Origin of the sequence: Blastopirellula marina (assembly GCF_002967715.1) — a bacterium.
Lineage (GTDB): Bacteria > Planctomycetota > Planctomycetia > Pirellulales > Pirellulaceae > Bremerella > Bremerella marina_B.
In genome coordinates, this window is sequence record NZ_PUIA01000085.1 from 193978 (window position 1) to 217230 (window position 23253).

A 23253-nucleotide genomic window follows, 5' to 3' on the forward strand; every position below is an offset into this window, starting at 1 on the left:
CCGCACCAAGGCATTGGCAATGTGCTGCTCTCAAGAAGAAGCGAGCCGGAGAATGAAGATGTGGACGATGAAGTTACCTTCCTCAGTATGGCTGATATCCGGTGCAAGACGCGGCTGGGTGGGATCCTGAAGTCTTACACTCGCGCTGCTTGAATTGGGTTCGGGTAATCGATTTGCATCTTCCTCTACAATAAAGATCGGTGCCTGTCGTGGATTTGGCTTGGTTCTGGTTCGTTGGTTCGATCTTATCAATTGAAATCGTCATTTCCTATTAGCATTCGGAATCGTGATCCGTCGGAGTTTTGCTCGGAAATTGCTACTGATCTCAATTGGTATCGTTTTTGTACAGGGCGTTCTACTCCAAAAATGATGCTTCTAGAACTTTGCCCCTACTATATTCCATGTTACCGGAAGGGTAACACTTGACCCATTTAGATTTGTTATCCCCCGTGACAATGATGTTTCCCGTCTTAAAATCGAACGTGGCCTCACTGTTCGGCGCAATCACTTGTTGTTTCAACATCATTGCAACTTTGCGACATAGGACCCACCCAGTATCGCACGCCAATAACAGGATTTTTCTGCGTTTGCCGTAGGCTTGGTAGAGATTGTGAATCCAACCGAGACTCGCTTGATCGTTCAAGCCATCAAGATTTTCTGGTTCACCATGAGCTAAAATTGTAAAGTACTCATTCTTGAGTAACTCCCTGGCTTTCAATCCGTCTATTTGAAAAAATTGCGCCAAGTTGCTCTTTAGTTGCGGGTCGGAACTGAAATCCTCTTTGGACAGTACCACCAAATTAATGTGAGCGTAGAATCTATGTTTCATATGGTAAATGATTCTTTCATTGAATGGTGTAGCACCGATTAAGCGATTTGTGCTCTGACTCTTTGCACAGGACGGGGAGGTCGCCTAGTCAGAAAATCAAGTCCGACAGCCCGGCCAGTGGTTATCCCCGCTGCTGAATGAGGTTTTGGGCGGAGGTCAAAACTGCCTTCAAGAAACACCTCCTTTCTCGAAGCACGCTGGTAAATCAAAGGTATTTATTAACTCACTTCGGTATATCATTTCTAATTGTCGCTCTTGGCGACCGCAAGAGACTTGCCTGTTAACGGCTGAACATCCGTTAACCCAAGACTTGGAGAGTTTTGCCACAAGATTCAGGGTTACGGGAGGAACTTTGAAGGTCCCTTTCGACTCCCGACTGCTCTATCTTGAAAGAGAGAGCGCGACGCGGGTGGCAAAAACGGCGCAAACCTTTGCCAGAACTAGCCAAGAACGCAAAACGCCCGGGAGTCGATATCTCGACGCCGGGCGTTAACTGGTCGGTGGTTTCTTTCCGCAGAAAAAAATGAGCTCCCCGTGCAGAAACCCTCTTCGTGAATGTTCTCTGTTTGCAATTTCACGTTATCTGATTTCTGGAAAAGGACTTAGCGATTCCGAGTCCCTTTCGGTATACCACAAGCGAACCGTACGCTATAGGAAATCGTGCGGGGTTGGCTACAAACCCTGAACAGAACTGCATGGAACGATTCACTGATACGCTTGAGAAGGATCGCCTAGATCATATTGTCGTGCTTGGTAAGAGTAAGTTGAACATCTCGTGCAAGCGTATGACGGCAATTTCATGAGGTTTGGCCGCAAAAGTGGCGGTGGAAAAAGAAGGCGTAAACGCAGTCGCCGGATGCCGTCGCTGACCAAATTTTCCCTACTAGTGGCTTGACTCAACGTACACCTACGTGTTGCGCACTCTTAACGCCCGATGTGTCAGTAATTATTTCTCCTTTTTTGGTAACCAGGCAGCTTCCTGTGGTAAATACCGGTAGAAAGGATGACCCATGGCGGAGTTAAGCCCCACCGAGCAGTTCATTCAACTGCTTACCGAAAATCAAAACCGGCTTTATGGCTATATCTTCTCACTCATCGGTGAGCGGAGCCAGGCCGCCGACGTGCTGCAGGAAACGAACGTGGTGCTGTGGCGGAAGATCGAAGAGTTCGATCATCGCAAACCCTTTCTGCCGTGGGCATTCACAATCGCTCGCTACCAGGTTCTGGCCAACCTTCGCGATCGCAAGCGGGACCCCATGCTGCTGGATACGGAACTGGTCGAAACGATTTCGCACGAAGCCGAGTCGATGGCCGGGCAGATTGAATCGGTTCGCGACGCACTGAGCCGCTGCCTCGAACGATTAGATCCTTTTAACCGAAAGTTGATCGAAAGCCGCTACTTCGAGGCCAAGCCGCTGGACGAGATGGCTCGCGATTCGAGCCGCACCACTGGAGCCATCAAGGTTGCCCTGCTTCGTATCCGCAAACGCCTGGGTGAGTGTATTCAACATCGACTTGCTGCCGAGAGTTAACCATGAGCGAGAACCAAGCTGAAATCGAGTCGCTGCTGTTCGACTGGGAAGCCGGCACCATCAGCGATGCCGACCTGGCTCAGCTACAGTCGCTGCTGAAAGAGAACCTAGAGGCCCGCAAGTTCTATATCGAGTGGCAGATGCTCTCGACCGCATTGGAGCTGCAGGCCCATGGTGGTCACTCCGATGTGCCGCACGACTTGCCGACGATCGCTCAGCCGCAACAAGCTCAGGTGAAGTCGACCGCTTGGGCTTCGATTGCCGCGGTGGCTTTGGCGGCCTGCGTGCTGCTTTCGTTCGGTTTGATTTGGTCTTTCCTTAATATGAATAGTGGGGACGCAGGCAGCTCCCGCGCGATCTCTATCGGTGATACAGGCAACGCCCAAGAGAGCACCTCGCAAGGGGTTGCCATCCTGACGCGACTTGTCGATCCTGCCTGGCCAGAGGGGCAGCCGTCGCGGCAAGTGGGGGATGCGTTGACCTCTGGCAAGTTCCAACTCAGCAAAGGACTCGCCCAGATCGAGTTCTTCTGCGGTGCCACGATCGTCCTGGAAGGACCGGCCGATCTGCAATTGGAATCATCAACCCAGGCGCTCGTTCGCCAGGGGAAGATTCGCGCGATCGTACCGCCGGCTGCGCGGGGGTTCTCGCTCGATACCGATAAGATGAAGGTCGTTGATCTGGGGACCGAATTCGGCTTGGTTGTGTCGAGCGATTCCGTCGACGTGCAGGTTTTCGATGGCGAAGTCGAATTGCATCCACAATCGCAAACGGTACGCCGCATCACGACGGGCCAAGGCGTCCGTCTCGGCCAGACAGGCGACCTAACCGACGCGTCCATGCCCGCCGAAGCGTTCGTCGGTATTGGCGAACTCGAATCGCTCAGCGAGCGGCAAGACCAGGCACGATACGACCAGTGGAAGACGTGGTCGGAGGCGATCCGCAGCGACCCACGCCTGGTGACGTATTACTCGTTCGATCAACTCGACGACTGGCAGCGGCGTCTGGCGTGTGAGCTGGAGCCTGCCAACCCTGACCTGGATGGTGCGATCATTGGTGCCAAGGTGGTCGGAGGACGCTGGCCACAAAAGAGTTCCCTGGAGTTCAAGCAGCCAGCCGATCGGGTGAGAGTAAACATCCCCGGCGAGTTCCACTCGTTGACCTTTGCGTGCTGGGCACGGATCGATAGCCTCGACCGGGTGTACAACTCCCTCTTTTTGACCGACGCGTACGACAAAGGAGAACCGCACTGGCAGATCCTCGATACCGGGCAGCTGTACTTCTCGGTGCGACCGGTCGAACGAGCGGCCAAGGATGGGCCCAAAGACTTCAAAGCCCTTTCCCCTTCGTTCTGGAATCCGTTATTTCAAGGGAAGTGGATTCACTTGGCGGTGACCTGCGACTGGGAAACTCGCACGATTATTCATTACCTCAACGGCCACGAGCTGAGCCGGCACGAGGTTCCAGCCGAGCAGATGCCGGCTTTGGCACAAATCGGTACGGCATCTATCGGCAATTGGGAACTTCCCACGCTTCCCGATGCCGAGTTCGCCGTTCGGAACCTTAACGGTCGAATCGACGAGTTCCTGATCTTCTCCTCTGCCCTCACCCCTGATGACATTCAAGATATTTATGACCATGGCAAGCCCTAAGACATTTGCTGCCGGCCTCGCACTGACGATCGCGCTGCTAGGCCTGTGGGGACACCTCGCGGCCGCACAAGCAGAAGATCCCAGTCACCCAGACGCCGAGCAGCTATTCACCCTGAAGGTTCTTCCCGTACTGCAGACGAAGTGCTTCGGCTGCCACGGCAGCGACGCCCAGGATGTGCGCGGCGACTACAACCTGCTGACGCGGGACGGCATGCTAACCGGTGGCGAGTCCGGGGAAGCTTCGCTGGTGCCTGGCAAGCCGGAAGAAAGCGCGCTCTACCAAGCCGTGTTGTGGAAAGGCTACGAAATGCCGCCCAAGGAAAACGATCGTCTCAGCGAAGCGCAGATCGCAGACCTGCGAACGTGGATTGCCGCCGGTGCCCCGTGGCCATCGGCCGAGCGTCAAGCCGAGATCCGAAATGCCGAATGGGAGAATGTCACCAACGAAGAAGGCCAGTTGGTGAAGACCAGTGGTGGCACCTCGGACGAGTGGACCAATCGCCGCTACGACCCCAGCGACCTGTGGGCGTTTGAGAAACTGGCTGATAAAAAGCATATCTACCCGGAAGATGTTGCGCTGCACAAAGTGATCGATCACTTTATCGCCCAGAAGCTGACCAGCGCGGAGCTTCCAGTGGCGAAGCAGTCCGAGTCGCGTCAACTAATTCAGCGAGCGACGTGGGACCTGGCCGGTTTGCCGCCGACACCCCAAGAGATCGACGCGTTCGACCAAGGCTGGCAGGCAGATCCTGATGCAGCGTGGAGCAACCTGATCGATCGACTGCTGGCAAGTCCGCGTTACGGCGAGCGATGGGGACGACATTGGTTGGACGTGACACGATACGCCGACACCAGCGGCATGGCCAACGACTACGAACGTTCGAACATGTGGCGTTATCGTGACTACGTGATCCGTTCGTTCAATGATGACAAGCCGTACGACGAGTTTGTCGTCGAGCAGTTGGCCGGCGATGAACTAGCAGACCATTCGGTACGCGAACGAATTGGCGGCAACGAGAAAGAGGTTCAGAAGGTCCAGCAAAGTGGAAAGTACAACGAGCAAGAGTCCCAGTGGTTAGTGGCGACAGGCTTTCTGCGGATGGGTCCGTGGGACAATGCCATGATCGAGAATGAGGAAGCACGGCAGATCTATCTGGACGACCTGGTGAACATCACTGGGCAAACATTCCTCGGTCAGACGATGCGGTGCTGCAAATGCCACGACCATAAGTTCGATCCCCTGCCAACGCGTGACTATTACCGGATGTACTCGGCGTTTTCGACCACGCATATGGCCGAGCGCGATGTTCCCTTTCTGCCGGAAGAGAACCAGGAACGCTTCGACGACCAGAAGCAGCATGTCGAGCGGATGCTGGAGTTTGCCGTAAACGAGAAGAACAAACTGGTCAAAAAGCGGGAAGCAGCCGCGAAACAGTGGTTTGCCGAGCATGACCTGCCATACAAAGATGAGGCCGCGCGGCGCGATCTTCCCGATGACCAGAAGCCGGAGCGGCACTGCGGGCTCGATCATGTCGAGCAGGGGCAACTGAAGGTCCGCGAGCAAGACGAATGGATCTGGACGCGACGACTGGAACGTTTCGAGCCGATGGCACAGAGCGTGTACAACTCGCCGGCCTCGCAGATCGGAAGCACGTTTGCCCGCAAGCTGCGGATCAAGCGGGGCAAGGAACCGAAAACCGATGCCGTGCAGCATATTCTGATCGGTGGTGCTTTGACGGCACTGGGCGATGTGGTGCAACCAGGCGTTTTGAGTGCTGTGGGCCTGCCGGCTAGTCCATCAAGCGAGTCGCCGTACCTGGTGACTTCCGACGTGGATGGGCGGCGACTGGAACTGGCTCGCTGGATTGCCCACCGGGATAACGGGCTCACTTCGCGAGCGATAGTGAATCGTATCTGGCAGTATCACTTCGGCCAGGCCATCGCGGCAAACCCAAACAACCTGGGTGCCAAGGGTGGCAAGCCATCGCATCCGGAACTGCTCGATTACCTGGCGGCCGACTTTCTCGACAACGGCTGGACGATGAAGCGTTTGCATCGCGAGATCATGCTTTCCCAGGCGTATCGCCGCTCATCGATTCCAGCCGCACCGGAGCAAATTGCCGAGATCGATCCGAACAACCAACTGCTTTCGCACTTCCCGCGGCGGAGACTGAGCGCGGAAGAGATCCGCGATGGCATTCTATCGATCACTGGCGAGCTTGTGCACAGCCGTGGTGGCTTGCCGGTCATGCCGGAGATCAACATGGAAGTGGCCCTACAGCCGCGGATGATTCAGTTCTCCTTGGCACCTGCCTACCAGCCATCGCCAACGGCGGACGAGCGGAATCGGCGAACCATTTATGCCTATCACGTTCGCGGCCAGGCCGATCCCTTGACCGAGCTGTTCAATCAACCTAATCCGAACGATTCTTGCGAACAGAGAGAAGCGGCAGCAGTCACACCTCAAGTCTTCACGCTGCTCAATAGCGATACGATGATCGACCGATCGATTGCGTTGGCCCTGAGGTTAGAGGATTCAGAGAAACTTTTGCGGCAGCAAGTTGATCTGGCTTTTCGCCTGGTACTTGGGCGGCATGCGACGGCTAACGAGGTCTATCGGCTCACAAAGTATGTGAGCGAAATGCAAGTCTACCACGCGAAACGGGACCCACAGCCGGCTAAGTATCCAACTGAGATTACACGTTCGCTGGTCGAAGAGTTTTCAGGCGAAGTCTTCGAGTACCAGGAGATTCTTCCAGTGTTCGAGAACTACGAGCACGACACCAAGCCGGCCGAGGTTTCAGCCGATACGCGAGCACTAGCCGATTTGTGCCTATTGCTTTTCAACACCAACGAATTCATGTACGTCGACTAAGGTGCCCCATGAACGCCCATCAACTTACCCGTCGTCAAGCTTTGTATGGCCTGGGAGCGTCACTTGGCAGTGTCGCGTTTTCGTCCCTGCTAAGTGGCACCGCCCATGCAGCAGCGAATGATTCTCCGCTGGCCCCCAAACAGCAGATGCTACCTGCGAGGGCGAAGAACGTGATTATGCTGTTCATGGAAGGAGGGCCTGGACATATGGATACGTTCGATCCTAAGCCAGAGCTTTCCAAGCGGCACAAGCAAGAGTCGAAGCTAACCGGTGGCCTCGAGAAGGGTTTTAAGTTTTTCGTCGGTAGCCCCTTCAAGTTTAACCAAGTGGGCGACAACGGAATTTGGATGTGCGACCAGTGGAAACACCTGGCCGATCCGTATGTGGCCAACGAGCTGTGCAACTATCGCGGCTGCCAGGCTGAATCGCTGAACCATCCCGAGGCCTTGTATCACATGAACACAGGTAGCCGGCTGGGCGGTGATCCGGCGATTGGTGCCTGGGCAACGTATGGCCTGGGGACGGTCAACCAGAACCTGCCCGGCTACGTGGTGATGACCGAGATGGCGCTGCCGCAAGGTGGCCCTGGCAACTGGAGCAACGGCTTTCTGCCGCCGTACTATCAAGGAACTCGTCTGCGTTCGGAAGGGTCACCGATTCTCGATCTTGCGCCACCGGCCTACAAGTCGAGAGATCATCAGCAGCGAGCACTCGATGAACTAGCTGTGCTCAATTCAACCTACCAAGATTCGCTCGGCGTGGAAGACAAGAGGCTGATGGCTCGCATGGAAAGTTACGAACTCGCGTTCCGCATGCAGGCCGAGGTGCCGGACGTGATCGATCTTCAGCAAGAGACCGAAGCCACGCACCAGATGTACGGACTGGATGAGCCCGAGACGAAAGCTTTTGGAAGGCAGTGCTTGATGGCGCGGCGACTAGTAGAGAAAGGGGTTCGCTTCGTGCAGATTTTCAGCGGTGGCTGGGATAGTCACGACTATCTCAAGCGAGGTCATACGTCCCGCATCAAGAGTGTCGACAAACCGGTTGCGGCGCTGATTCGGGATCTCAAACAGCACGGTCTGCTGGAAGACACGCTAGTGATCTGGACCGGCGAGTTCGGACGAACTCCGGATAACAACAAGCGAGGTGGCGTCTACTCGCTGGGCCGCGGCCATAACAACCAGGCAATGACCATGCTGATGGCCGGTGGCGGCGTGCGTCCTGGCATCGTCGGGGCAACCGATGAACTGGGACGATCAGCCGTGGAAACGGTTCATCCGATTCGAGACCTGCACGTGACACTGCTACATCTGCTGGGTCTAGACGATAACAAGTTGACTTACTTTCATGGGGGCCGATTCAAGCAACTCAGCCAGTTTGGCGGCGAGGTGATTTCGGACTTGATCGCATAACGCGTAACAAAGTATTGCGTCGCAATTGAACCAAATCCTGGCGAGCTTCGACAATTTGAGACGCGTGAATTATTTTCCCTCTCTCCGAATCGGCCACTCAGCGAACACCCCGTTTGTTGAGCTAGGTCTTTGCCTAGTAACGACTTCCAGAAAGGAACGGAACGTCCATCTGCTGCCTTGGGGCGATCTGAAAGCGGAGTCGGAGCCTGCCGAAACTCCCAAGGCTAAACACGATCCGCTGGCGCGTGACCGATTCTACCAGTCTCTTCTCGACAACGGAATCGTCGAAAGCCGGGCTGCTCTTGCCAGGTATCTAGGAGTTAGCCGGTCACGGGTAACGCAGGTTTTGACACGACTGAACCAGGGCAATCCTGGCGAATCGCAAGACTTGGCATAGGACCTCGAGTCTAACTCAGAACGCTGTCTCCTGATGCACGTTGGTTCCAACAGGTATTATTGGTGCCCGAGCCGTATCTTAAGCATTCATAAAGCAGCGGGCTCAATCTTTTAGCGATTGCAGGATAACAAACGGCAGGCTACGCTGAAATTTGATCTACCGCTATAGGGCACCCATGCGGCACGTCCCGCTACGTCGATACCGACTGCTGTGAACTGTAAATTGACACTGAGATGACATCTCCCTTTGGCAATCAAACTCCGAAGAATTCTTACTGTGGGATAAGGACGCTATTGCAGCGTGCTATCGTCACTATTGCGTTCGCCGCTTTGTTCGCTGGAGCAACGTTCTCTCACACAGCGGAGACAGGGAGAAAGAAAACGATCGTCGTTCTCTATAGCTTTCGGACTTTGTTGCCCATCAACGTCGACAGGGACCGAGGTATTCGGCGGGCTCTCGCGGAACAGCTGGCCCAGGGTGCAGAACTGGAAGTCGAATACCTTGATCTGTCCCGCTATAAAAATGAAGAGTACGTTCGCGACTGGATTGCCCTTCTGCAAAAAAAGTATGGAGATAGCAACGTCGAGGTGGTAATTCCAGTTGCCGTAGATGCGGTTGAGTTTACATTGGCCCATCGGGATGCCATATTCCCCGACGTCCCGATAGTCTTCTGCAGTGTCGAGGATGCCTTGGCGAAACGAGCTTGCGCTGAGCCCAACGTAACTGGCGTTGTGTATCACTTGGGTGTGGATGCAACGCTTCGTTCTGCCCTGGATATTTATCCGAAAGCTAAACATCTGTTAGTAATTGGTGGCACTTCGCCTCTGGACAAGAGCATCCGTGATCTAGCAGCTTCCCAAATTGCTCAATACGAGCAGGTCTTAAACGTCGAGTACCTGACAGGGCTTCCGCTGCCGGAACTGCTCGATCGCGTGGCTAAAGTCGAACCACACACCGTCGTGTTGATGCTGTCCTACCAAGAGGATACGTCCGGCGATAATTACGTCACGAGAGAAGTCATCGAGAAAATAAGCAATGCTTGCCCCGCGCCTGTGTTTGGTCTTTGGGACACGCTGCTAGGTCACGGGATCACGGGCGGAAGTCTCATTCAGATTGAAACCCAGGGCGAAATAGCAGGTCAAATGGCAGCCCGAGTTCTTCAGGGGGAACGAGCGTCGGATATTCCCTTGGTCGGCGAAGAGTTGAATCAACTCATGTTCGATGCTCGCCAACTGCAGCGTTTGAGCATCCACGAAGACATACTACCGGAAGGCTCGATTGTACGATATCGAGAGCCGACGTTCTGGGAGAGCTACCTCTGGATTTTGGTTGCCGCCTGCACGATTGTTGTCCTTCAATCCCTGCTGATCACAGCACTCTTGTTCGCTCGACTTCGGCGATGGCGGGCCGAACAAGCCCTTGCGGCCAGTCAAGAACTTGCACGCCAGCACAGGTCTGAACTCGCGCGAGTCAACCGCATGACAACTGTCGGTGAATTGACTGCGTCTCTTGCCCATGAAGTGAACCAACCACTCTCCGCTATCGTGAGTAATGCTCAGGCGGCGATCCGGTTGCTTCGGCAAACGCCGCCTGACTCTGAGGAAGCCGATGCCGCCTTACACGACATTGTAGGCGATGGAAACCGGGCCGCAGGCATACTCAATCGTGTGCGATCTCTGGTCAGCAAGGAATCGCCAACTCAAGAGCCATTAGACCTGAACGGTGCAGTCCATGAGGTAATCGAGCTTGCCGCGCCGGATGCCGAGAATCGAGGCATCATCATTCATAAACAGCTTGACGACACGTTGCCATCCATCAATGGGGATAAAATCGAACTACAACAGGTGATCATGAATCTGTTGAATAATGCCGCTCAGGCCATGCAGGATATCGATCCGGAGTTGCGCCAAGTTAACATCCGTACGACACACGACGCTCAGTTCGTGAAATTGACAGTTGAAGACTCTGGCATTGGCTTGAGCGATGACCAACTAAGTCAGATCTTTGCCCCGTTCTACACGCTGAAGACGGGCGGCATGGGCATGGGCTTGTCGATTAGTCAATCGATTGTGAACGCACATAGAGGAGAAATCTGGGCCACGCAGAATGCCAACCGAGGCGTCACCTTCCACGTCCGTTTGCCGGTTGCATCCCCTGATGCATAATAGAGCAATACTGAATACATAAACTGAGCAATCCAGAAACAGGCCCTGTCCTTCGCCTACACCTTCCCCCTTCGATGACGTAACACAAGACCATGCCGTACAAAAATGCCACTGTTTATGTCGTCGACGATGATCAGTCCGTTCGAAATGCAAAAGCCCGTTTACTGAAATCGGTCGGCCTGCGTGTCGAGGTCTTCAGTTCGGCTCGTGGATTTCTGGATCACAAGCGAGCCGATGTCCCAGGCTGTTTACTTCTCGACGTCCGCATGCCGGGATTGAGCGGACTAGACTTGCAGCAGGAATTGTCTGATTCGAAAGTTGATTTGCCGATTGTGTTTATCAGCTCCTTCGGTGATATTCCCATGTCCGTCCGTGCCATCAAGGCAGGGGCCGTCGACTTCTTACCCAAGCCTGTCGATGATCAAGTGCTGCTTAACGCCGTAGGTCAGGCAATCGATCAGCATATCCGCATGCGCCGGGACAGGAGCGAAGTGAAGGACATTCTCGAACGCATCGAGTCGTTGACGCCACGTGAACATGAAGTGCTGATGCTGGTGTGCGAGGGCTTAATGAACAAGCAGATCGCTGGACATTTAAACATTTCCCAGCCGACCGTCAAAGTTCATCGTCGCCACGTGATGGAGAAGATGGGAGCGGCATCGATTGCCGACCTGGTTCACATGGTGGATCAATCTGGCGTCTCTACGCCTTAAGTATAGGTTGCATCATCCCAAGAGATGATTTGCAGCTGTGCTCTCGAGTGCCATCTTAGTTGCTAACAACACCGCCTGTCGTATTTCGTTACTTCCCGGACTGCGAGTCGTGCGACTCCGCCTGAGCTGGAGAGTAATCGACTGCGGTCGGAGCATCGATTGCGATGGCACCACCCTTCAAGGTTGCCGTGATTGACGATGATGAGTCTGTTCGCCGAGCGCTACAACGATTGCTGCAAAGCAGTGGTTATGCGGTCGAGACGTTCGCCTCAGCCGAGGAATTTGTGGAATGCGACGCCGCTTCACATACCGACTGTCTCCTCCTCGACGTGCATCTCCGAAGGGTGAGTGGTCTACAGCTTCAGAGAATGCTGACGGTCGCTAATCAGCACATTCCCATCGTGTTCATTACGTCGCATCAAGACGAGCACTCACGGCAAGCGGCCCTGCAGGCAGGTGCCACGGATTTCCTATGCAAACCCTTTGATACGGAAGCACTCCTTGAGGTAATCGAAAGAGCCATCGAGCACATGGAGTAAAAGCTCAAAGTACATCCACAGAGTTTCGCTTACTTTCAATACTCCCTGAAAAAGAGAGGATCTGAAGATGAGAATGCTGAGTAGTTTATGCCGTCCGATTATCGCTTCAACCGTGATTATGACCGTGGTCTGTGGAACGGTGGTGACGGCGTCTGCCCAAGAAGACTTTTCCCATCAAGTACCCCCCGAATTTCAAGGTTGTGATGCCAGGTCGAACCAAGTGATCCGGCGCTGCTAACTCGACGTGGGCCGACCTGCAATAGCCACTAGGCCCACGTTCATCTTTGCTCATGCAATTCTTCTGATCACAGGCGACTTCAAAAGACGCGTTTACCTTTATTTGAAATGCAAGGTCATTATGAGTACTACAAAAACAGCCCTCGCTTTTATAGCGGCACTGCTGCTTGCTACTTCGGTGCGGGCGCAACAAAAATCAGCCGACGATTCCTCACCCGATCTTCTTCGAGGGTTTAAAGGCAAGATCGAGCTGGACGTCCGTGATTCCCAACCGGACTGGAAGCCCTTCATGCCCCCAAAGGCACCCGAAGGAGCCCCCAATATCCTTTTCATACTATACGACGACACGGGCCAGGCGGCCTGGTCTCCCTACGGTGGCCGCCTCAGCATGCCGACGCTCGACAGCCTCGCCGCCGACGGGCTGATCTACACCAATTGGCATACCACCTCATTGTGCTCACCCACACGCTCCACGCTGCAGACCGGCCGCACCCACTGGATGAACGGGTATGCCAACATCAGCGAAGGCGCGGAGGGGTTCCCGGGCTACAGCACCCGCTTTCCCAAAGAGGTAACGACCATTTCCGAAGTGTTGCAGGCCAATGGCTACGCTACCTTGTGGCTCGGCAAGGACCACAATGTGCCGGAAGTCGACGTGGCACCGGGCGGGTATCGCGGCGAGTGGCCGCTGCAGAAGGGGTGGGATCGCTTCTACGGCTTCCTCGGCGGCGAGACCAACCAGTGGTATCCGGACCTGGTGAAGGACAACGACTTCATCGACCAGCCATACATGCCTGAGGATGGCTATCACTTATCCAAGGACCTCGCGGATCAGGCAATCGAGATGCTCCGCAACAAGAACGCCTCCAACCCGTCCAAGCCCTTCTTCATGTGGTTCAATCCTGGTGCCAACCATGCGCCCCACCAGGCTCCCAAGGAATGGATCGCGAAATACAAAGGCAAGTTCGACGACGGTTACGACGCCTATCGCGAATGGGTAACCAAACGCATGAAGGAGAAAGGCATCATCCCCGAAAATACCGTCAACACCGCTGTTAACCCCCTTCCCAAAGACGAAGCCAATCCGCTGGATTACGTACGCCCCTGGGATTCCCTGAACGACCAGGAAAAGCAACTCTTCAACCGCATGGCAGAGGTTTGGGCGGCCTATTCTTCCTACACCGATTATGAGATCGGTCGTGTCATCGACTACCTGAAGGAAACAGGCCAGTACGAAAACACCCTGATCATCTACGCTGCCGACAATGGTACCTCCGGAGAGGGCTCGCCCAATGGTTCGGTAAACGAGAACAAGTTCTTCAATAGTTTTCCGGACAGTCTCGAAGACAACATGAAGTACATCGACAAGCTAGGCAGCCCGGACACCTACGAGCATTTCCCAACCGGCTGGGCTGCGGCCTTCTCGGCACCGTACAAGTTCTTCAAACGCTACTCAGAGTACGAGGGGGGAACTGCGGATCCGCTAGTCATCAGCTGGCCCAAGGGGATCAAAGCACGTGGCGAGCTTCGCCACCAGTACCATCATTCGACGGATATCGTGCCGACGTTGCTGGAGATCACCGGTCTGAAAATGCCCGAGTTCAATCACGGCGTGAAGCAGTACCCGCTCTACGGCGTTTCCATGGCTTACACGTTTGATGCCAAGCCGAACGACCCGACGCATAAAAAGGTTCAGATCTACGAGATGTTCGGCACGCGGGGCATCTGGAAGGACGGCTGGCACGCGGCCTCCGTGCACGTTCCGATGGGCAACAAGAGCCACTTCGACAGCGACAAATGGGAACTCTACAACATGGAGGAGGACCGCTCTCAGTCCAACAATCTCGCCGACAAGTACCCGGAAAAGCTGAAGGAGCTCAAAGACCTCTGGATGCAACAGGCGAAAGAGAACAACGTGCTGCCACTGGATGATCGTTTTCCTGTGACGATTGCAGGGCTCCCGCGACCCAGTGAGGAACCTCCCCACGATACCTACAAGTATTACCCGGATACGGAACCTGTATCGGAAAGCGTGGCGGTCAACGTGCGAGGTCGTTCCTACAAGATCCTCGCCAACGTCGAGATCACCGACAAGACCGAAGGCGTGATCTTCGCGATGGGCTCCCGCTTTGGCGGTCATTCGCTGTTCATCAAGGACAATAAGCTCTACTACGTGTACAACTTCCTGGGCATCAAGCCCGAGCAGGTGTTCGAGTCCGACGTGACGCTGAAGCCGGGTAAATACACGGTAGGCATGGAGTTCGAGAAGACAGGCCAGGGCGAACACAGCGAGTTTCTGGGCGAGACCAAGCTGTATATCGACGACAAGGTGGTGGCGTCCGGCAAGATGCGCACCCAGCCGGGCAAGTTCACCCTTTCCGGTGAAGGCCTCTGCGTCGGTTACGACAGCGGTGATGCGGTGAGTACGTTGTACAAAGCTCCCGGCAAGTTCACCGGGGGTAAGATCCAAGGCGTTGCCGTATCGGTCAAGGGCGAGCCTTACTTGAACCTTGAACAGGAGGCCAAGCGCCTCATGTTGAAGTGGTAATGACGCGAAGAGCCTGCCAGCGGGAAGCTGGCCCGGCTAATCGTTGTCTCTATCTATCGTTCGTTCTGCTTGCGGCACTCGGCTTCGCGCCGAGTGCCGCCATGGCAGACATTCCAGCGACCAAGCCTACGTCTTCCTGGGCATAAATTCTTAGTACCATATTCTAAGTTGTCACCATCGCAGGCCTTCTGACACAGCAAACTTGTGTGCTCAAGTCAGAGAAATGCTTTTTGGCGGGAACTCATCACACGCACATCTGAAGTCGAGCGTTTAACTTGATTGGCTGGCGGCAGTTGAAGCGGTCAGAGTTAGTCCTGTAAATCACCCAGTACGAACCGTCATGGGATGTTGTCGCTCGCATATCTTTTCGTAGTACGCTTTATACTTCGCGCGCCATCACAAGGACCGCCTACTCTTCAAAAGTGGTTTTTAGAATCCTAAGCCAGCCGATCAGATCAGACACAAAATCAGACATGTGAGCAATTCACGTCAGATCTTACTGATAGTCTTTCTGTGCAACTCAAAAGAAAAACCCACCTTGTCAAAATAGCCAAGGTGGGTCGAGTGGAGGCGGCGAAAAGTGGGCGATTTCGTTGCACACGATTTTCGTAAACGACTAAATATCAGTGATTTACAGCAACGACTTCTCGTGGAAAGATTTTCTTGTCGGAACATTTATAGGGCTCATCGGAATGCTCTCGACGATAATTAGAAACCAACTGCGTCACGATCTACGACAAGAATTATCTTACTCGTCATTGCGCACTGGACACGCCCTCCTGAGCAACTCTTCCCCGGAGATTCGGGATTACAACCAACCGGGAGCTGGTGCCATCTCAGTGATACAGAAACTGCGCAGGTTTCGGTTTATGAGGCTGGCAATCTGCTGGTGAGAAGATGACTGTCCGCGAACCCAAATTCGCGCCACAATGTCATATCAAGATCAGACTCAAAGAGAAAAAACTCATGCATCCACAGACCTATTACGGACACCTCGAATCGATCAAGGGCGATGCTGAGGCCATTGACAACGAGAAGCGGCGGCTCGACAAGCAAATCGAACGTCAGATTCAGAAGGTTGAACAAACGCTAACGCCTGAAACGGTTCCCGGCCTCTTATGGAGCTTAAACCTGAAGGAGCTTCAGCACGTTGCGCCTTTGGTTGGTATTCCAGTATCTGATTTAATGGGGCACTCCCGATATCTTCGAGCACTTTGTGCCAAAGTAGCTTTTAAGTCTGGGGCGATCTCCGAAGACCCGAATACGGACGAGCTACTGGAGATTTGCGGAACCCTGTGGCAAGCATTCTTTTATCGCGAAATGCTTGACGACCTCAAGGATATTGATGGAGCGAAAGACGATCGTCAACAACGGATGATTGCAGGTATGACAAGTCTCTTGAGTGCGATCCAAGGAGAGTTAACGTACCCAGAGCAGGCACGGAATCGAATTGACCGCTTGTTCTCTCCGTTTTGTTCCCGTGTAATTCAGCCTGCACTCGGCGTGAGCGTCTCGCAAATAAACGCCGCTTTTGAGCGAATTCACCGTATTGTCCCAGAGAGACTTGAATCTGCTCGAAAGTTGATGTCGCCAGTATACGAGCACTGGGAGATTTTCAAGCAGATGGCTGCGGACGGTGCGAGTAATGAAGAACTACACCATTTCATGCGCAACCACCCAGATCATGAGAAAGTCGGACATGAGTTTGCCGATGGTGTTCAGACGATAAACGAATGCCTTTTATTCGCTCCACGAGATCTTGACGGTATTTCGGATGGTCACGGGAAAGAATTTCTTGAGGCGTTCTCGTTTTCTCCTGGGGAGAAGAATCAAGATTTTCAAACACCGTATGACGAAGACATTGTTCGGTCACGACCCTTCGCACGACTTGAGGACGGATCGTTCATGTTGCTTGATGTTTGTTATTGCACCTATGCGCCGCTCACGAGATTGCCGGAGTGCTTCGACACGCCGAAGCTCGCTGCTCAGCTACGAAAGCGACGAGACGCCGCACTAGAAGATGAAGCGTCGAGACTTTTTTCAACTGTTCTTGATTCCGCGACGCGCTACCGAAGCTATTGCATACCGGTCGGCCCAGAAGGGAAGCTTGCTGAACGGGACCTTTTACTCATAAATGGTGATACGGTCTTTGTGGTTGAGAGCAAGGCATCTCCACTTCGATCCGTGAAGAAACGCGACGACAAAGTTTCTCGACTTGTTACCGATGTAAAAAAGACCATCCAGGCGGGCTATGACCAAGCAGTGAGTGTGATCGAGTACCTAAAGTCCGCGAGTGGGGCTGTCGATCTGTTCGACAACAAAGGCAACAGAGTTGCAACGATCGACACCACGAAATTTGACCATTTTTTTCCGGTCGTTGCCCTTGATTCGTACTTCGGTTTCATAGCATCCGATTTGGAATGCTGGATGGAAACAGCGGGCGATGTTAGTTATCCTTGGGTTGTCGACACTGACACGCTGGAGTCCATCATTCTAAAGATTGATACACTAGAAAAGTTGACGGAGTTCTTGGCGTGGAGAAAGACCCTTCATGGACTCGTAACGAATGAAGACGAAGCAGTTTTCGCCGGATTCTATTTGCGGCATGGTGCCGTAGCGATGCCTGAGGATGCGGAAGATGGTTCAACAATGGTGCGACTCGATGCAGACTACGCCGACATCTTTGAAGCGGAGTACTTTAAGAGGCAAGGAATCGATGTTGAAATGCCACCGGAAGAAACAGGACCTCCAGTGTGGTCGATAATGAAGCGAGATGGAGACGTAATTGATTTCTCGATCGGCGGAAAACATTTCGACTCCATTAACATCAGAACGGGGCAAGACGCAAAGCAGATGCGTAGAGATGCTGCTCATGCGAAGAAACGCACGTCTGGGCAAAAGCGGCCAGGACGCAATGCACCTTGTCCTTGTGGAAGCGGACGAAAATACAAGAAATGCTGCCTGTGAAATCGATTGCGTTTCTGACAACACCGATCGGCGGATACCACAACGGATTCCAAGAAGTTCTCTGGGCGGTGCACGGGATTCCAAGCACTTCCGCATGGTACGATCCGCAGGCTCGTTGGTAGAGACATGGGTGAGGTCCCCGACGACCTTCCGATATAAGAAGGTCCAGTTTTGCTTCCCTACGCTCGGGAAAGAGCGGCAGTAGCTCGCCTATGCGAGCGTGGCCGACAGAACAGGGCGACTCGGGACGTATCGAATTCGAACGCGTTTGGGCCAAGAGCGGCCGTTAATAGTAGCTTCCAATGCGGCCTCTCGGTCTGGCAAGCGGCGGTTGAGATTCGGATATTACCTATCCGTTCATGATCGCCATTCTCCACCGCCTCCTGCAGTTTCGCTTCGTCACAATCTGCTGAAGCTGCATCGTCCGCCTAGAGGAACGAATCACCCAAAGTCGCAGCGGTGGAAACGACCGACCGCAACTCAAGTTTCCTTGCAGTGTAGTCGATCAGATAGCGGTTTGCGGGCGTCTTCTTTCGTGCACAGGACGAACCGTCATTTCGCTCGGTTTAAGACAAATGCCACGCCCTCCTTACGCGTTTTGAAAGACGGGACTCACAACGATCCGCCAAGTAGTAAGACAACGACTGCCGTAACCGGGCCGCGAGTAAAATTTTGAATCAACGAATAACCCTGTTGCGGCTCCGGTTGATCGACATCGCTCGCCATCGATTGACGCGTGTCCAGTCCGAGATCAAAAATCTGATCGAAGTGCTGAAGGCGCTCGGTAAGTTCGGGATCGCTAGCGTGGGGACCGAGCTTAAGGAACTGGAAGCCGAGCGAGATTAGCTTCAGGCGGACATTAAGACCATGACCGAACAAGAGTCCCCGATTAAGCGGGTCTCTGATTCGGCCAGGGAATTCATCGAGAACTGGAAAGACACTGGCGAAATCCTGGCCGAAGACGATCCGGATGAGAAGCGGTGCATTCTTCACCTCTTCATTCAGTCGCTGGATCTACATTTCGTCGACACTGAGGAGAAGCGGGCAGAGTACAGCCTGACCCTTTTTCCAGAAGTGAAGCCTGAGAATTTCGGCCAAGAAAACAGAAACGGGACCGTCGCCGAAGGTGGTGACCGTCCCGATGTGTTAACCCCTGAGGCTTTGGTTCGCCATAAGGATAAAAAGGCTCCCCCGGCAGGACTCGAACCTGCGACAAGGCGGTTAACAGCCGCCTGCTCTACCAACTGAGCTACAGGGGATCAGAGGAACAGCTAAGTTTACGTTTTTCCTTTTCCCTTTCAAGGCCACCTATCGCGAAAGTTGCCTGGGTAGTGAAAAGAAAGAATTCCGATGCTATCGAAGAAGACAATTCTTCCGAAGGAAGGTTCTGTTCCGCCGTAGAGAATTGGTCTGGATCCAGGCTAGGCGGACCGGTTTTTCACCATCTTCACCGAATTCCCTTTTTCGTTATACGAGACCTCGGTCATGTAGGCCTTGATCAGCATAACGCCGCGACCGGAGGGGACGTCCAGGTTTTCGTCCAGGGTTGGGTCTGGGACGTCGGCAGGTTTAAATCCAGGGCCTTCATCGGTGATGTGGATCAGGACGCGTTCTTTACCGACGCGCATGTCGACTTCAACCGATTTATTCGGATCCTGCTTGTTCCCATGTTTGATTGCATTAACGATGGCCTCTTCGGCGGCCAGGTGGATACCGAAGCTGTCATGCATGGCCCACTCGGCTCGCTCGAGTTGAGTCAGCAATTCTTTAATGAGACGCTGTCCTTCGGCCGTATCACTAGGAATTGTTTCCTTGCTCGACCAAAGCCAGTTGTTGTCATCGCCCATAACTAAGCGCAATCACGAATGGGAGGAGTGTTACGGGAAAAGCCAGTCAGGAACGCCTTCTTCCCGACTGATGTCTGCTGGCCGCTAGACACCACATCGAAAGATGGGTGATAGCACTAGTTTAGCGACAAAATCCCTTAACGGAAAACAGGGACTCCCAATTAGCCACGAAAGGCAGCCAATGCGTCGGGAACGTCGTCCTTAATATCAAACAACTTATTTAGCCGGGTTATGGCAAATACTTCCATAATTTCCGGACGGATGTTGCTCATCTTAAGATGCCCATCCTGCTGCTTCACCTGCTTGTCGAGGCTAATCAGCTTTCCCAAAGCCGAACTCGAAAGGAATTCGACATGGGAGAAGTTCAGCAAAATGCTTCGCTTCTTATCGACCTCGACCAGGTCGTTAAATTCTTGCCCGATTTCTTGTATCTGGACGTCATCCAGGATCTTACGATCCTTGAACTCGACTACGGTGACGTCCTCCACCTCGGTTACTTTGAGGCGCTTTTGGTCCGACATTGCTTTCAATTCCTTTACCTGAAGACTTCGCAGAATTCTAACGTAACGCGAATCGCGAATACAAAGGAAAAATGAGCATTCTGAGAATCTTACAGGCCACTTCAGCGACAGAATCGTCTCAAACGCTAAAGCCTATGATAATTTCCACTTACGCGCTGTCAACGACAAATAGATTTGCTCGACTGACATAACACACCCCTCGCACAGCGGGCTATTCGCCCCGCTTGCCGGTAAGCACCACATGCTTTATTAACAGAAAATTGCCCCCGCGAAATTCCGTTACCGTCCCTGAAACCAGCCAGACCAGTTCACCGGTCGAGCTTTCCTGGGCCTGAACAACGCGTTCCATCATTCGGTTTTCTAATATCTTCAGAACCATTTTCTCGTTTTCGGGGACGAAGCTCAGGCGATCTCCGATCCACTCGAATGTCCCCTTCGAGTCGACAATTTCCGCCCCTTCGCGTAGACGTGTCAGCTTTTCTTGTTGCTGCTGAGCCGACTTCATGCGATCGGTAACGGTCGCCGCACTTTCTTCGGCCGATGCATTCTTCCCAGGTGGCGACAACGCAACCAGGCAGCTCATCACGACGCAGAAAACACTCAACAGGCTCGGCAGCACTTTTTTCACGGCAATTCTCGCAGCACCTTCTATCTAACGAAAAACCGCCCAAGTGTAGGTCGAGAACTGCGATGATGCGTTAGGAAATCATCATGCGGCGAAAAAACATCTTCGTTGCCTCTTCGCAGCAATCGGCGACACCCCAGCAATCGCCGCATCTCATTATCATTAAATCACTTAGGGGATTCCACCCTTCAAGTCCTACTGGCTTGGCACTGCAGCTGCGTTCCGAAAGGAGGACCTTATCCCGTGAAACTTGTCCTAGCTGCAGGCAACCATGTACGACTCCATGACCTCTCTCTCGATCGCTCCGATTGCCGTGGCATTTCTGTTCGTGATTGGCAGCTTCCTGACTCTGGCATCCGGACATGTCTTTGCCCAGGACCTCGCCCCCTCGGCGATTGTCGAACTCACGACATCCAGCGGCAGGACCTTCCGTGGCAGGATTTCCCCCAAAAGTGATTTCCATACCGTCCATCTCACAACGAGTCGTGGTTCGATTGAACTAAGCCGTCCTATCTCTTGGACGGCCATACGCCATCTAACCATCAACGAATTGCCCGCTTCGTTCGAGAAACTGGCCACCCTGATCACCACCGTTCAAAATGCCCAAGGGCAGCCAGAAACGCCTGCCAATGTCATAACCCTCGGCCCTCCGTCCACTCCCAGAGAAAACGAAGTCGAAATCGAACAATTGGAAGCTGGTCCGACGACGGCCCCGGTCTCGAGTATTTCGTCTTGGGCAACCTTCAAGAGCTGGGATAGCGATCCGATTGTCGATGGCTTGGAGGTCACCTTCACCCCAGAAGACTCGCAGGGACTACCAACCGCGGCACGAGGTCACCTGGAAGCAGAACTTTATGCATTCCAGAAATCATCGTTTTCAAGCGTGCCGCATGGCCACGGCGCTCGATTCGTGAAGATTGGCAGTTGGCGAATCCCGCTGGATCAAACGTTTCCGCGTTACGATTCACGCGTGGCACGGTTGCCATATCAATCGATCTCACCGGCTACCGATGGCAGCGTATCGCCACTGGGAACCCTGGTCATTAAGCTGGTCATACCGGGGCAAGGAACGTTTTCGGCAAGCCTGGAAGATGTTCGCTTACGGCCTTACAGTTCGGTTCGCGATGCCAATGTTTTGCGTGGCAATCCGCGATACTACGGTGCCGAGAACCCTCGATATGTTCCGTATTACACTCCGTAGAATGTACGGCAGAGTCGTGCCAAGGCTGGCTAACCAGGCTTCGGCATGGCCAGGCTATGAAGCACCAGGACCGCGCCCATCGAGATCAATGCCCACCCCAACCATTGAGGAGGCTTGATCGTCTTCTTGGCCGAGATGATGTTGGAATCTTCGGCAGCCGCGACAAATGCTGTCGGGACGTCGCTCGGCTCGGCCTTCTTCGAATTGAACTGTTTCGAAATAAACTGGCTCGCTTCCTGAGTCAGTGTTACCGAGTCGACCAGGCGGAATTGGATGCCCAAAGCGAGCAGTACCACCCCGATCATGAAGTATTGATTGCGATTGATTTCCACGGTCAGCTCCGCTGAATCGCTGAAACTTGGTGCATGATGAAATACAGACTTAGTGGTCCGTTAGTCCAATCTTCGAACCATGGGCACTGCTAGCCTGAGCAAATCCGGCAAGTCATGGATCTTCTCTCCTGTAAGGATTTGTCAGCGTCTGCCGAACGTATCGGTTATTCCGAGAAGTCTGCTACGCGAGATTGAAGACTTGCAATTTGACTGCTTCCCCCCTCACGTGACTCGGTTCTTTAACCTATCCATGTAAGGATCGTCGGAGATGCAATCCGGCACTGGTAACATGTTTGCTTTCGGGGCTAAGAAATATGAGTACATCTAATCCTTCACGTGGCCGAGTGCTTGTTTGTGATGATTCGATGTTGATGCGCAAACTGGTCATCGACTCGTTGACCGAAGACGGCTGGACCCTGGCAGGCGAAGCACAGAACGGCAAAGAAGCCTGTGAAAAGTACCAGGAACTTCGTCCTGACGCGGTAACCATGGATATTGTCATGCCAGAACATGATGGTATCTATGGACTGGAACAGATCATCAACCATGATCCGGACGCCAAGGTGGTCATGGTCAGCGCGTTGAATCAAACCTCGCTGGTGGCTGAATCGGTACGAAAAGGGGCTCAAGACTTCATGGTCAAGCCGTTTCTGCCTGAGCATCTTCAAGAAACCATGCGACGGCTGGTCGATGCCAATCTGCAGGCCTAGTTCCTGTCGATCCCATTTCCGGTGGGCAAAAATCGGAAAATCTTACCCACGCTTGTCTTGCGAGCGAGGAAAATACGCGAAGAAAGCGTCGGCAAATGATGCCGGCAGCCGCGTTGTGGCGTTGGTTAAATGCCCCAAATCGGCTAGTCTT

The 23253-nt window shown here is 53.6% G+C and carries 17 protein-coding genes and 1 tRNA gene; 12 read left to right on the forward strand and 6 right to left on the reverse strand.

The features are described from left to right. Positions 1-355: 355 nt before the first annotated feature. Positions 356-829, reverse strand: a complete 474-nt coding sequence (locus C5Y96_RS25710; RefSeq protein WP_105359381.1) for a hypothetical protein — start codon at positions 827-829, stop codon at positions 356-358. 1010 nt (positions 830-1839) lie between these two features. Between C5Y96_RS25710 and C5Y96_RS25715 the strand changes: the two genes are divergently transcribed. The 10 genes from C5Y96_RS25715 to C5Y96_RS27535 all read left to right on the forward strand — a co-directional run bounded on the left by C5Y96_RS25715 (position 1840) and on the right by C5Y96_RS27535 (position 18712). Then, positions 1840-2361 carry a sigma-70 family RNA polymerase sigma factor gene (locus C5Y96_RS25715; RefSeq protein ID WP_105359383.1) on the forward strand — a complete coding sequence of 174 codons (522 nt, stop codon included), beginning with the start codon at positions 1840-1842 and terminating at the stop codon, positions 2359-2361. A 2-nt stretch (positions 2362-2363) separates the two neighbouring features. After that, complete coding sequence (locus tag C5Y96_RS25720; RefSeq protein ID WP_105359385.1) at positions 2364-4013, forward strand: LamG-like jellyroll fold domain-containing protein; 1650 nt, start codon at positions 2364-2366, stop codon at positions 4011-4013. Further along, complete coding sequence (locus tag C5Y96_RS25725; protein WP_105359484.1) at positions 4000-6888, forward strand: DUF1553 domain-containing protein; 2889 nt, start codon at positions 4000-4002, stop codon at positions 6886-6888. The genes C5Y96_RS25720 and C5Y96_RS25725 overlap by 14 nt, the downstream gene beginning before the upstream one ends. Positions 6889-6896: 8 nt before the next feature. Next, positions 6897-8300, forward strand: coding sequence for a DUF1501 domain-containing protein (locus tag C5Y96_RS25730; protein ID WP_105359387.1), 1404 nt, complete (start codon positions 6897-6899; stop codon positions 8298-8300). A gap of 690 nt (positions 8301-8990) precedes the next feature. Further along, a complete protein-coding gene (locus C5Y96_RS25735) occupies positions 8991-10862 on the forward strand; it encodes a sensor histidine kinase (RefSeq protein WP_158261431.1) in 1872 nt (623 codons plus the stop codon). Between the two features lie 92 nt (positions 10863-10954). Continuing rightward, a complete protein-coding gene (locus tag C5Y96_RS25740; protein WP_105359392.1) occupies positions 10955-11575 on the forward strand; it encodes a response regulator transcription factor in 621 nt (206 codons plus the stop codon). A gap of 164 nt (positions 11576-11739) precedes the next feature. Next, the gene (locus C5Y96_RS25745) at positions 11740-12114 is read left to right on the forward strand and encodes a response regulator transcription factor (protein WP_105359394.1); all 375 of its coding nucleotides are present in this window, start codon (positions 11740-11742) and stop codon (positions 12112-12114) included. Between the two features lie 358 nt (positions 12115-12472). Beyond that, the gene (locus tag C5Y96_RS25750; protein WP_105359396.1) at positions 12473-14899 is read left to right on the forward strand and encodes an arylsulfatase; all 2427 of its coding nucleotides are present in this window, start codon (positions 12473-12475) and stop codon (positions 14897-14899) included. A gap of 897 nt (positions 14900-15796) precedes the next feature. Further along, positions 15797-17866 (forward strand): YecA family protein, encoded by a 2070-nt coding sequence (locus tag C5Y96_RS27650; protein ID WP_199188799.1) that lies wholly within the window; start codon positions 15797-15799, stop codon positions 17864-17866. Between the two features lie 672 nt (positions 17867-18538). After that, entirely contained in the window at positions 18539-18712 is a 174-nt protein-coding gene (locus tag C5Y96_RS27535; protein WP_158261432.1) for a hypothetical protein, read from the forward strand. 340 nt (positions 18713-19052) lie between these two features. On the opposite strand, the gene C5Y96_RS25765 is transcribed toward C5Y96_RS27535, so the two are convergent. From C5Y96_RS25765 to C5Y96_RS25780, 4 genes are all read right to left on the reverse strand, one after another. Next, a tRNA-Asn gene (locus tag C5Y96_RS25765) sits at positions 19053-19125 on the reverse strand. Positions 19126-19287: 162 nt separating this feature from the next. After that, the gene (locus tag C5Y96_RS25770) at positions 19288-19713 is read right to left on the reverse strand and encodes an ATP-binding protein (RefSeq protein ID WP_105359400.1); all 426 of its coding nucleotides are present in this window, start codon (positions 19711-19713) and stop codon (positions 19288-19290) included. A 161-nt stretch (positions 19714-19874) separates the two neighbouring features. After that, complete coding sequence (locus tag C5Y96_RS25775) at positions 19875-20234, reverse strand: STAS domain-containing protein (RefSeq protein WP_105359402.1); 360 nt, start codon at positions 20232-20234, stop codon at positions 19875-19877. 211 nt (positions 20235-20445) lie between these two features. Beyond that, a complete protein-coding gene (locus C5Y96_RS25780) occupies positions 20446-20862 on the reverse strand; it encodes a hypothetical protein (protein WP_105359405.1) in 417 nt (138 codons plus the stop codon). 268 nt (positions 20863-21130) lie between these two features. Here C5Y96_RS25780 and C5Y96_RS25785 point away from each other — a divergent pair, with 268 nt between their 5' ends. Next, on the forward strand, positions 21131-22060 hold the full coding sequence (locus C5Y96_RS25785) for a hypothetical protein (protein ID WP_105359407.1): 930 nt from the start codon (positions 21131-21133) through the stop codon (positions 22058-22060). 29 nt (positions 22061-22089) lie between these two features. Here C5Y96_RS25785 and C5Y96_RS25790 read toward each other — a convergent pair whose 3' ends face one another. Continuing rightward, positions 22090-22392: a hypothetical protein gene (locus C5Y96_RS25790; RefSeq protein WP_105359409.1), complete on the reverse strand. Its 303-nt coding sequence runs from the start codon at positions 22390-22392 to the stop codon at positions 22090-22092. A gap of 314 nt (positions 22393-22706) precedes the next feature. Between C5Y96_RS25790 and C5Y96_RS25795 the strand changes: the two genes are divergently transcribed. Beyond that, the gene (locus C5Y96_RS25795; RefSeq protein WP_105359412.1) at positions 22707-23102 is read left to right on the forward strand and encodes a response regulator; all 396 of its coding nucleotides are present in this window, start codon (positions 22707-22709) and stop codon (positions 23100-23102) included. Positions 23103-23253 lie beyond the last annotated feature (151 nt).

Excerpts from the sequence above, each read along its gene's own strand:
- C5Y96_RS25720 (WP_105359385.1), top strand. The coding sequence starts at position 2,364 with ATGAGCGAGAACCAAGCTGAAATCGAGTCGCTGCTGTTCGACTGGGAA.
- C5Y96_RS25730 (WP_105359387.1), top strand. The coding sequence starts at position 6,897 with ATGAACGCCCATCAACTTACCCGTCGTCAAGCTTTGTATGGCCTGGGA.
- C5Y96_RS25715 (WP_105359383.1), top strand. The coding sequence starts at position 1,840 with ATGGCGGAGTTAAGCCCCACCGAGCAGTTCATTCAACTGCTTACCGAA.
- C5Y96_RS25770 (WP_105359400.1), bottom strand. The coding sequence starts at position 19,713 with ATGGGCGATGACAACAACTGGCTTTGGTCGAGCAAGGAAACAATTCCT.
- C5Y96_RS25785 (WP_105359407.1), top strand. The coding sequence starts at position 21,131 with ATGTACGACTCCATGACCTCTCTCTCGATCGCTCCGATTGCCGTGGCA.
- C5Y96_RS25775 (WP_105359402.1), bottom strand. The coding sequence starts at position 20,234 with ATGTCGGACCAAAAGCGCCTCAAAGTAACCGAGGTGGAGGACGTCACC.
- C5Y96_RS25740 (WP_105359392.1), top strand. The coding sequence starts at position 10,955 with ATGCCGTACAAAAATGCCACTGTTTATGTCGTCGACGATGATCAGTCC.
- C5Y96_RS25745 (WP_105359394.1), top strand. The coding sequence starts at position 11,740 with ATGGCACCACCCTTCAAGGTTGCCGTGATTGACGATGATGAGTCTGTT.
- C5Y96_RS25750 (WP_105359396.1), top strand. The coding sequence starts at position 12,473 with ATGAGTACTACAAAAACAGCCCTCGCTTTTATAGCGGCACTGCTGCTT.
- C5Y96_RS25710 (WP_105359381.1), bottom strand. The coding sequence starts at position 829 with ATGAAACATAGATTCTACGCTCACATTAATTTGGTGGTACTGTCCAAA.
- C5Y96_RS27650 (WP_199188799.1), top strand. The coding sequence starts at position 15,797 with ATGACTGTCCGCGAACCCAAATTCGCGCCACAATGTCATATCAAGATC.
- C5Y96_RS25795 (WP_105359412.1), top strand. The coding sequence starts at position 22,707 with ATGAGTACATCTAATCCTTCACGTGGCCGAGTGCTTGTTTGTGATGAT.
- C5Y96_RS25725 (WP_105359484.1), top strand. The coding sequence starts at position 4,000 with ATGGCAAGCCCTAAGACATTTGCTGCCGGCCTCGCACTGACGATCGCG.